We start from the raw sequence: 9230 nt of genomic DNA, 5'->3' as shown, positions 1-9230 counted from the left end.
GGCCTCGCGGAGTCTGCTGGGCAGTGGGCCGCCGCCGCCGACCACAAACAGCGGCTCTGAAGCCGGCGTCGGGTTCGGCTTTCGAAACCGCGGCACCGAACGCGCGAATGCGCGCAATCGCTGGCGCGTCGGCACCGCCTTGCGCTCCGCCTCGAGAATGCACCGCCCCACCCTGATCTGCTGCGGTGGGGACCCGGGCAGTACAGGCATCAGCGAGGCTCAACTGTTGGCGCGATACGCCGTGGGGGAGCGGGGCTGGACCGGCAAGGTCGAGCTGGAGACCGCCTCAACGTCCACCTGGGAGAACGTGCTCAACGTGATCCCGCTGATCGAGGACGCAGCCGGGATCGTCTTCGCATCGGACCCACTGCACGCTCTCAAGGCGCGGCTCTACCTGACTGCCCTTCGTCCGGACCTGGCCGCTCGGTTGGTCCGTGCCAAGGACTTTCGGCTGGGCGAGTGGGCACTTCTTAAGCCCTTCTCCGCCATCTACGGGCTGCGGGCGCTCAGCCAGGCCAAACGGATCATCGCGGCAGGCGGCCCAACCTGAGGTGCCATGCCCGACGGCGGTTGGCACCCGCCGTCGGCCACTCACGTGGCGTAGCCACGCGGGTTGCTAATCTGGCTCGATGGGGAATCCGCACGCCAAGAAACGCTTGGTGATCGCGCGGCGCATCCTCGACGCCTACCCGACGGGCGCCTCACTGGACGTATTCTTCGTGGCCGGGTCCGTGGGCGCAGGGCTCGCGGATCGCTGGTCGGACCTGGAGATCGACTGCTACTGGGATCACGCTCCCAGCGACTCGGAGCGTTTGGCTCCCATCTCCGCGCTCGGCGCCGACCTCACGACCCTCTGGCCATACGACCAGGCGGACCAGGAGTTCAGTGAGGACTACGTGCTGGACGGTCTCGACGTGACGATCAGCAACTTCACGTGTGCGTCCGTGGATGCCATGATCGCCGACATGCATGACCACGGGACTATCTCTGACGCCACTCAATATCGATTCGCTTCGATGACCAGGTCGCGAGTCCTGAGTGGTGGGGACACGGTGGAGGCGTGGCGGCAACGGATCGAACCCATGCTGGACCAGGTCGTGGCCTCGATCGTCGAGCACGAATTGTCGCCGCATTCACTGCCGGGCTGGAACGTCCGGACGGCACTGGTGGAACGCGGGGATGTGATCGCAGTTCGCGGTCTGCTTGCGTCGGTTGGCCGGGCGGTGTTCCATGCGGTTCTCGCGGCTAATCGTTTTTACCGGCCACACCGGATCGCCAAATGGCAGTACTCCCTACTCGGAGAGTGTGCCCTGCTGCCGGAGCGCTTCGACGAGGACCTGGACGGGTTGTGGGGCACCGACGTGTCTGTCGCACTCTCGCATGCAGAACGACTGGTTCTGAACACCCTGGCTTTGACCGAAGGAGTTCTGGGCGGGGACTTGCCCGGTATTCGGGCCGGACTCGAATCGCAGCGTAACGACCGTGAATGAGCAACGACCTGCGGGGCCACGGATCGAAATCATGCACCTTACTGAGTGCGGGCCCAGGGATGCTCTGATGATGAAGATGAAAGGACCAGGGTGTCGATCTTCGCTGCTCGAATCTTCCTCGCGGTGACCTTCCTGGTGGCCGTGGCCTGCGCCGCCTGGTTCGTCATCGTGTGGTCCGAGGTGGGCCCCTGGTCGGATGCGAGCGTGTGGCCAGCCGTCATCTGTGTCGTGGCCTGCGTCATGCTTGTCGTCGCGTTGATGTTCTTCCCGCGTTTCGTCGAGGCCACAGCCGATGACCAGGCCGTGAGTATCCGTCGGGTTCTCGGTCCGCGTCGGCAGGTCCGCTTCGCTGACCTCGATGAGGTCGTGGTGCTGAAGAGGTTGTTGCTGCCGTCCCGGGGTACCTCCGCGTCGACGACAGTGAGAATCCTCCTGCGACAGGACGGGCGAACTGTCGCATCGTTCAGTCCGCGCGGGTCTGGACTCGTCAGTAGTCTTGAGAATCACGGTCCGGAGCCGCTGGTGATCCACGAACCTCTCACGCCATCCCAGGCCAGACGACGATGGAGGGGCGCCGTCAATTCGGCCGAGCTATTGTCCGTCGCCGGAATGTGGGCAGCCGTCGTGGTCCCCATCGCGGTGGTGCTCTGGGTGATCTTGGGACGGGGCAACTGAGCTGAGGACATGGAGCACCGGAAGAGCGACTACGACCCGCGCATCGTCGCGCTGTACGACGAGGACAACCCGGACGGGTCGGACCATGACTACTTCAGGGCGCTCGCCGAAACCCACGGCGCCGAACTGATCACGCGTCACCTGGCCAACGCCGGTTTCTGGGCGTCGGCCGTCTGGGCGACTGGGACCGGACCCCGTTCGACGGGAGCCAACCCGTGATGATCTTCGAGGCGCGAGCGGTGTGAACAAAGTAGGGTGAAGCATCAAGCTGAGCCCAGACCTGAGGAGTGCACCGTGGCAGTGAACGTGCGCGCCGAGTGGGTCGGTGAGACCGGGGACACGGTCACATACTGGCGCCCGGATGTGGATCCGGACCGGAAGATCGTGATCGACAAGCGATCCGGCTCCGTCCTTCAGGGCCAGGACCAGGTCACTCACCTCGATCTCGCCATCGCCGCGACGGCGGTGCGAAGGTTCCGCGAGACCGGTGAGTGGCCACGCGGCGTCGTGCGTCAGTCCTGATGGCGTCCGGCGCCGCGGGCCGACAACGACTGCTCCTCAGCCCATCCCCGGCAACGTCCGTCCCGCCTCCACGAAGGTCTTCAGGGACGAGATGACCAGTGACGTCCCGCCGTCCACCTGCTCGGCGGTGGCGGTCCCGGCCGGCACATTCGTGTGGGTCACGGTGACGCGGGTCAGGGATTCACCCATGGGCGTCAGTACCCACTCGTAGTTGGACACAGGATCTGCTGCGGTCTCCGGCGACCAGGTGGCGCTGAAGGTGTGGGCCAGGCGCTCGCTGGGAACAAGGTCGGTGATCGTCCCGGCGATGAGAGAGTCACCCGCGGCGTTGGCCCATTCGATCGGTTCGCCGACCTCCCAACTGCTCTGGACGAGCCCGCCGAAGAACCAGCGCCTGGACTGTTCGGGGTCGGTGAGTGCCTGCCAGACGCGATCGGGCTCGGCTTCGATGACGATGCTGGCGACGAGGGTACGGGTTTCGGGGGACATGGTTGCTCCTTCGGCGGTGCGCTCGGATTCGAGGTGGTCGCGCAGCCGGGTGAGCGCTGTCCCGGTGAAGGCGGCATAGTCGTCGAGCCAACGCTGGGCCAGCTCAACGATCGGCGGGGGATTCAAATGCACGACGCGCCGGCGGCCGACCTTGTGGGTCGTGACGAGTTCCGCTTCCTCCAGTACGCGCAGGTGCTTGAGCACGGCATGCCTGCCGAGCATCGGCAGGGCCGTCTCCAGCTGGCTCACGGATTGGCCGTCGTCGCCTCGCAGGCTGTCCAACAGCGCCTGCCGATGCGCATCGGCCAGCGCGCGGATGGTGCGTGCGGTCCGATCGTCGTCCATGGCGCAACAATAGGTGACTCTGTGGTCACCTATCAAGGGGTTGTCAGGGTTGCCTCGAGTCCTCTCACGATCACGCCCAGAGCGAAGTCGAGTTGTTCCGGCTCCGCCGTGGAGGTTCGCGCCGCGGCCACGGCCCACAAAGCCGACAAGCCCTGACTCGTGGAATCCTCCACGAGGCCGGTCGGCTGCAGGTCCTGGGAGTGTCCGGCGCCGCGCTGCGCCAGGATGACATCGCGTGCACAACCGAGGGCCGCGTTGATGGTCACGGACGGCGCACGCGCGGCGTCCATTGCGCTGAACCACGCGTCCAGCACGAGCCGGTCGTCGGGCCAGCCGTTGCGTCGGCCGGCGAGCCGGCTCAGACCGTGGTCACGGGCTGGCGAAGGATGGTCCGTTGCCGCTCGGGTGCGCTCCGGCGCGGGTCGGTCAGGTAGATCTCGTGGTGCTTTCCGGTCAAGCGCAGACCGTTAGTCGGTACGTAGTCGTGATGCAGTTGCTCCAGCACCGGCCCCTCGTCGTCGAATGGGCCGCGATGCAGGGTCTGAACACACAAGCCTTCGTCCAGAGCGTCCAGGCGAACGGCGTCCAATCGTGGCGGTGGAGCCTTGTGTCCCACGGCCTCGACCGCAGCGTGAACGTCATCTGCGTTCAGCCAGTCGGGCACCATGATCATCATGGTCCAGTCCCATTGCGACTTGTCGCGCGCCTGCGTGAACGAGTCCATGTCCTTGGCCCACCACAGTGCCTCCAACGTGGGCACCACGTAGTCCCGCCCATGCTGGAGCTTGCTGATGAACTTGAGTTTGTACGCAACGGGGTAAAGGGCGCCGAGTGCCTCCGGATAGGCGGCGTCGGTATTGGGGTCGCCGTGCCCATCGACCATCAGATACCTGACGTGGGGCACCGTCAACAATCGGAACCCGCCTACCTTGCCGCGATACCGGTCAAGGGACTTCTTGAAGTCGATCTTCGGTTCCACGATTCTGGTCCTCTCGTGCCTGTTCGTGCGGGCTCGCGCGCACTCGTCGGCGGGGTGTCGCCCCGGTGGGTCCTCGCGCCGGAAGCGTGTAGCCCCATCGTGGCACGATAGGCAGATGGGACTCACCATTCCGGCTCTCCGCACCGACCGACTGACTCTGCGTCGCTTCACCGACCAGGACGGCGGAGAGCTGTACCGACTCCATAGCGATGCCGACACGCTCAAGTACTGGGATTCTTCCCCCTGGGTTCGGCCCGAGCAGGCCGCGAGATTCCTGGAACGCAGCCAACGAGCCGCCGACGAGGAACGCGCGGTGTACCTGGCAGTTGACCTCACCGAGGAAGCACGCTTCCTCGGTTGGTGCACCTTCAGTACCTGGAATCCGGAGTTCAAGACCGGCGAACTCGGCTACTGCTTCCTTCCGGAGAACTGGGGACAGGGGTACGCCACAGAAGCATCCGTCGCTGTGTTGGATTGGGCCTACGACACGCTGGACCTGAACCGTGTGCAGTCAGAGGTGGACACGCGTAATCCGGCCTCGGCCCGGGTGCTGGAGAAGCTGGGATTCACACTCGAGGGCACCCTGCGGGAGAACTGCGTCGTGGACGGCGTCACCTCGGATTCGTGGTTGTACTCGATCTTGCGTCGGGAATGGGAGGCACAGCGTCGGACCGCGCTGCAAGGTCGATGATGCACTTGCGACCAAAGTGTCAGAGGCCGGGGCCAGCATGATGGTGAGGCGCGTCACACGGATGCGCGGGAAGCGAGGACATCATGTCCGCCCTGTTCGATGCACTTGAGGCCCCGGTCCAGGACCCCGTCCGGGTTCCGATGGAAGCCCCTGACCGTCACCGCATCATCCACGACCCGTGGCAAGAGGAACCGCTTGGCGAGGACTGGTGCGAATGCGGCGCCGCTCCTGACCGCGACACCATCACCGAGGAATGGGCCTTCCTAGGCTCGCGGAATCCAGACAGGATCAGCCACCGCGACGTCATTCGGGTCACCATGCGGCTGTGGCGCTATGAGGCGGTCTGCCGCTTCTTCACCCTCGCTGTGGAAGAGGCGGCGGCGCGCGTCAACGGTTCCGTGGACGAGGAGTACGAGGTGGAGGTCGGTCTGGCCATCGTCAAGGACTTCTCCAACCACTGGGAAGGCTGCCCGGCGCAGGCCTGCGATGCGGATTGGGAAGAGGTGGACATCTCCGCGGGGCGTCACGAGTCATGACGCGGCTTGGCCCAACGATCCCATTGAACCCAGCGAACCCAGGGACCGCCGGTTGCCCGGTCGCCGGTGCTGCTCAGGCGTAGATGGCCTGCGTGGTGGCTCCGCGCTCAGGAATGGGAATCCCCAGGTTGGAACGCAGCGTGCTGCCCTCGTAGTCGTGGCGCAATGAGCCGCGTTCCTGCAGCAGGGGAACCACACGTTCCACGAACTCGTCGAGATCGGTTGGCACCACTGATCCTCCGATCACGAATCCGTCTGACGCATCCTCCTGAACGAGTTGTCTGCGCAGGTGGCTTCCGGTAGCAACGAGAAGGTTCGCGATGAGAAGCTCGCTGAGTTGCAGCGCTACGTCCTTTCGCAGGGATATTTCGTGCCGCTCGAACAGATCATCCAGCGCATCTATCTACAGTCACCCAGATTGCGTGGGGTGACCTTCGACGGCCTGTCGGTGCCCAACTACTACGATGCCTGGCTCGCCGATGGGAAGTGAGGATTCCGTGCGGCTGGACTGATCGTCGCCCCGATCACCGCTCCGCCCTGCATCCTCGCATCGTCCGGCGCCGCCCGTCCTACGGTCAATTCGACGTGACCGGGATTGTCAGTAGGTGGGGCGGCGCCGATTCTGCTTGACCTCGGATCGTTGGTGCTTGGCTTCCAACCGACGACGTTTGGAGCCCTTGGTGGGGCGGGTGGCCTTGCGCTGGATGGGTGGGATCAGGGCCTCCCGGATGAGTTCCGCCATCCGCTGCCGCGCAGCAGCGCGGTTGCGCCGCTGGTGACGGAACTCCGCGGCATCCACCATCAGCGTGGTGCCGCTGAGCTTCGAGGCGAGGCTCTTGAGCAGTCGGCGGAGTTGATCGTCACTGAAAGCCCCGGTAAGTGAGAGATCCAGGCTGAGCTGAACCCTGGAGTCAGTGGTGTTGACGCCCTGGCCGCCCGGCCCTGAGGCGCGGCTGAACTGCTCCGTCAGGTCGGATGCTGGGATCGTGAGCCCGTTCGGGTTGCCCGGCCCAGGGCGCACGACGAGATCATCCATGGCTCCGAGTCTGCCACCTTGGCCGTTGTCGTACGCGTCTGTCGCCGCACTCGTCCGTTGACAGACGCGACCGCAGGCAAAGGTTCGAACGCGACCATAAGCAAACTGTCACACCCTGGCGCGACCATGAGTGGGTGAGGGTGGGGCACCACGATTGGGCCCCTTCGTGCAGCCTCAACTGGGTGATCCGGAGGGTCTACATGACCTTCTGGATAATATTAGTGCGTTGTAATTTAATTCATCTGCCGAGGCTCTGCGTGGCCACTCGCGCGCGCCTTAGTTTCTTGGTGCTTCAGGAAGACTTCTTGCGGGTGGGGTGTAGGCGGTTTCTCTCGTTGGTTGGCTCCTGCCGGGTGTGCGGAAGGGGTGAACCCGTTGGGGCGGATGGCGTGGTGGAAAGGGCTCTTGGGCGTCTGGATCCCCGAAAACAAGCGGTACGAAGACGATTCTGGTCTGGTCTCGGCGGGTTCCTTCGATGTTCGGTGGTTGCCTGCTGAGGTTCGTCGCGGCTTCCCGTGACGCCACGCCAAGGAAGACGGAAATAAATCTCCCGCAAGGGTTGACCTCGGTTGTTAGTGGAGTAATATTGTGGCATGGAACACAAGGGGAGTTCCCGGGGGATGGGGACAAGTCGCAACCAGGCGGTGACTGGCGCTTCCGATGAGGCCCGGACCGCTGGTGAGGCTGCCGTGTTTCATGACGAAGCGCTTTCGGAGGTGACTGCAGCGAAGGCCACAGTTGAAGGGCTGATCGGCTACTTGAGCACTGGTCTGTACGCAGTTTGCTCGGTAGAAGACCGGTCGGTAGAAGACCGGGAAGCGCCGCAGAAGGGCTCCGGACCACCACGTGACGAGCCACCGAAGCTGTCTGCGGGTCAACCGGGGCCTGCGGGGCAAAAGCTGTCTACCGGTCAACCGGTCAGGCCTGTTGACCCGGCCCTGTCGGTAGCTGATGCTCTGGCCGGGCTGGAACAGATCGAGCAAACCAAACGGATGCTGGAAGCGGTTCAGGCGATTCTGACGGCGCACGTGGTGTCTACGCGGACGGCGCAGCGAATGGAAGACAAGAAATCTGCGCGCGGGGTGCTGGCCGAAACAGCAAGGGACGTTGGGCTGCATCGCGGCCTCAACCGGGCCAAGGCCCGTCGGCTGGTGGACGCCGCGATGGCATGCCCGGAGCAGGCCCCACAACTGTTCAAGGCGTGGTGCGCTGGGGTGGTGGACGAGGACAAGGTCTCGTGCTTCTTCGAGGAGACCAAGACGTTCACCGGCGGTGGGCGGTCCGCTGCAGACCAGGGCCTGGCGGAAGTGGCCGGGAAGGTTGGCGTGCGAGAGTGGAGGGAACGCCTCCAGGCGGTTTCGGCTCGGCTGGAACCGGAGAGAGCCGCGGAGAAGGCCCGAGCAGCAGTTGGGACCAGGCACGTGCAGTCCAAAGCGAAGCCCGATGGACTCATGCAACTCACCGCCGTCCTGCCGGGTGCCGCCGGACAAGGTGTGGAAGCGATCCTGAGCGCCTACGCGCGGAAGCGGAAGAACGCCGGAGACGATCGCACTCCGGGACAGATCAAGGCCGACCTCCTCACCGGAATCGTTCTGGCCTGGGCTCGTGCAACCGGCCAGAGGCCACCCGGTTTCAATGAGGTCCACCGCATCCGAACTCACGGTTCGGCTGCTGCCACCGGCTCTCAAAAGGAGCCACTTGCCACTTGGGACGATGCCACCGGTCTTCGGGAACACGCATCTGCCCCGTGGGGTGAGGCCGGTGACTGCCGCGAACACGCGCCTGCGCCGTGGGATGGTGCCACCGACGCACTTGAACCGCGCGGGTTGGAAGAGCGCGGGTTGGAAGGGCGCGGCATGGCTGAGACGGAGGATGCGCCGGCGGCATCCCCTGACGACGACGCGATGGAAGCTCAGTGGGCGTTGGAGGCCTTCCAGAAGCACCTTCGCAACCCCGACGGCGGCGGAGGCCCCGGAGCTTGTGGAGCAACGTCGGTCAGCGCAGCCAGTGTGCCCCCGGGTATCGGGATCCAAGTCAACTTGGTAATCACGGATTTGTCCTTGTTCGGCATCACGGACAGCCCTGCAGAACTCTTTGGATTGGGCCCCGTGCCGGCAGACCTGGCGCGGGAGTTGGTGGCCCACGCCGCCTCCCATCACGCGGCCACACTCAAGCGTCTCTACACCTCACCGGTTTCCGGCGGGCGGGTCGCCATGGAATCGAAGTCACGCACCTTCCCTGACGGGCTGGCCCAGATGATCGCTACACGAGATCGATTCTGTCGCCATCCGTATTGCGACTCGGCCATCCGACATTTGGATCACATTGAGCCCCATGCCGAGGGCGGAGCGACCAGCTTCGGGAATGGACAGGGCCTCTGTGCGGCCCACAACTTGATCAAGGACGCCAACCACACCAGGACCTACCCTGTCCCAACCACTACGAGAACGGGGCAGAATGTAGGTCT

General features: G+C 64.6%; 14 protein-coding genes. 9 read left to right on the top strand and 5 right to left on the bottom strand.

All coding sequences use genetic code 11. The features are described from left to right. The 5 genes from Q0A15_RS11610 to Q0A15_RS11590 form a co-directional block, all read left to right on the top strand. Positions 1-550, top strand: a 550-nt coding sequence (locus Q0A15_RS11610) for a YdcF family protein (protein ID WP_291279690.1), incomplete at its 5' end; no start/stop codon positions are given. A gap of 79 nt (positions 551-629) precedes the next feature. Continuing rightward, complete coding sequence (locus tag Q0A15_RS11605) at positions 630-1490, top strand: hypothetical protein (RefSeq protein WP_291279689.1); 861 nt, start codon at positions 630-632, stop codon at positions 1488-1490. Positions 1491-1580: 90 nt separating this feature from the next. After that, a complete protein-coding gene (locus Q0A15_RS11600) occupies positions 1581-2165 on the top strand; it encodes a hypothetical protein (protein ID WP_291279688.1) in 585 nt (194 codons plus the stop codon). Positions 2166-2174: 9 nt separating this feature from the next. Continuing rightward, positions 2175-2384: a hypothetical protein gene (locus tag Q0A15_RS11595; RefSeq protein ID WP_291279687.1), complete on the top strand. Its 210-nt coding sequence runs from the start codon at positions 2175-2177 to the stop codon at positions 2382-2384. A 75-nt stretch (positions 2385-2459) separates the two neighbouring features. Next, positions 2460-2687 (top strand): hypothetical protein, encoded by a 228-nt coding sequence (locus Q0A15_RS11590; RefSeq protein ID WP_291279686.1) that lies wholly within the window; start codon positions 2460-2462, stop codon positions 2685-2687. Positions 2688-2723: 36 nt separating this feature from the next. On the opposite strand, the gene Q0A15_RS11585 is transcribed toward Q0A15_RS11590, so the two are convergent. From Q0A15_RS11585 to Q0A15_RS11575, 3 genes are all read right to left on the bottom strand, one after another. Beyond that, positions 2724-3521, bottom strand: a complete 798-nt coding sequence (locus Q0A15_RS11585) for an SRPBCC domain-containing protein (RefSeq protein WP_291279685.1) — start codon at positions 3519-3521, stop codon at positions 2724-2726. 32 nt (positions 3522-3553) lie between these two features. After that, positions 3554-3811, bottom strand: coding sequence for a hypothetical protein (locus Q0A15_RS11580; RefSeq protein ID WP_291279684.1), 258 nt, complete (start codon positions 3809-3811; stop codon positions 3554-3556). Positions 3812-3879: 68 nt separating this feature from the next. Further along, the gene (locus Q0A15_RS11575) at positions 3880-4500 is read right to left on the bottom strand and encodes a GyrI-like domain-containing protein (protein ID WP_291279683.1); all 621 of its coding nucleotides are present in this window, start codon (positions 4498-4500) and stop codon (positions 3880-3882) included. A 115-nt stretch (positions 4501-4615) separates the two neighbouring features. Between Q0A15_RS11575 and Q0A15_RS11570 the strand changes: the two genes are divergently transcribed. After that, positions 4616-5191, top strand: coding sequence for a GNAT family N-acetyltransferase (locus Q0A15_RS11570; protein ID WP_291279682.1), 576 nt, complete (start codon positions 4616-4618; stop codon positions 5189-5191). Positions 5192-5274: 83 nt separating this feature from the next. Beyond that, complete coding sequence (locus Q0A15_RS11565; protein WP_291279681.1) at positions 5275-5727, top strand: hypothetical protein; 453 nt, start codon at positions 5275-5277, stop codon at positions 5725-5727. A 73-nt stretch (positions 5728-5800) separates the two neighbouring features. Here the strand turns inward: Q0A15_RS11565 and Q0A15_RS11560 are convergent, their stop codons facing one another. Further along, positions 5801-5956, bottom strand: coding sequence for a hypothetical protein (locus tag Q0A15_RS11560; protein WP_291279680.1), 156 nt, complete (start codon positions 5954-5956; stop codon positions 5801-5803). Positions 5957-6016: 60 nt separating this feature from the next. On the opposite strand from Q0A15_RS11560, the gene Q0A15_RS11555 reads away from it, so the two are divergent. After that, positions 6017-6217, top strand: a complete 201-nt coding sequence (locus Q0A15_RS11555) for a hypothetical protein (RefSeq protein ID WP_291279679.1) — start codon at positions 6017-6019, stop codon at positions 6215-6217. A gap of 108 nt (positions 6218-6325) precedes the next feature. Here Q0A15_RS11555 and arfB read toward each other — a convergent pair whose 3' ends face one another. Beyond that, the gene (gene arfB, locus Q0A15_RS11550; RefSeq protein WP_291279678.1) at positions 6326-6763 is read right to left on the bottom strand and encodes an alternative ribosome rescue aminoacyl-tRNA hydrolase ArfB; all 438 of its coding nucleotides are present in this window, start codon (positions 6761-6763) and stop codon (positions 6326-6328) included. A 593-nt stretch (positions 6764-7356) separates the two neighbouring features. Here arfB and Q0A15_RS11545 point away from each other — a divergent pair. Then, on the top strand, positions 7357-9230 hold a 1874-nt coding region (locus Q0A15_RS11545), incomplete at its 3' end, for a DUF222 domain-containing protein (protein WP_367273390.1).

Source organism: Galactobacter sp., assembly GCF_022712295.1.
GTDB lineage: Bacteria > Actinomycetota > Actinomycetes > Actinomycetales > Micrococcaceae > Galactobacter.
This window is presented reverse-complemented; position numbering and strand designations above follow the sequence as displayed.

Coding starts and splice junctions, on each gene's coding strand:
- arfB (WP_291279678.1), bottom strand. CDS start 6,763: ATGGATGATCTCGTCGTGCGCCCTGGGCCGGGCAACCCGAACGGGCTC.
- Q0A15_RS11595 (WP_291279687.1), top strand. CDS start 2,175: ATGGAGCACCGGAAGAGCGACTACGACCCGCGCATCGTCGCGCTGTAC.
- Q0A15_RS11570 (WP_291279682.1), top strand. CDS start 4,616: ATGGGACTCACCATTCCGGCTCTCCGCACCGACCGACTGACTCTGCGT.
- Q0A15_RS11585 (WP_291279685.1), bottom strand. CDS start 3,521: ATGGACGACGATCGGACCGCACGCACCATCCGCGCGCTGGCCGATGCG.
- Q0A15_RS11565 (WP_291279681.1), top strand. CDS start 5,275: ATGTCCGCCCTGTTCGATGCACTTGAGGCCCCGGTCCAGGACCCCGTC.
- Q0A15_RS11605 (WP_291279689.1), top strand. CDS start 630: ATGGGGAATCCGCACGCCAAGAAACGCTTGGTGATCGCGCGGCGCATC.
- Q0A15_RS11580 (WP_291279684.1), bottom strand. CDS start 3,811: ATGGACGCCGCGCGTGCGCCGTCCGTGACCATCAACGCGGCCCTCGGT.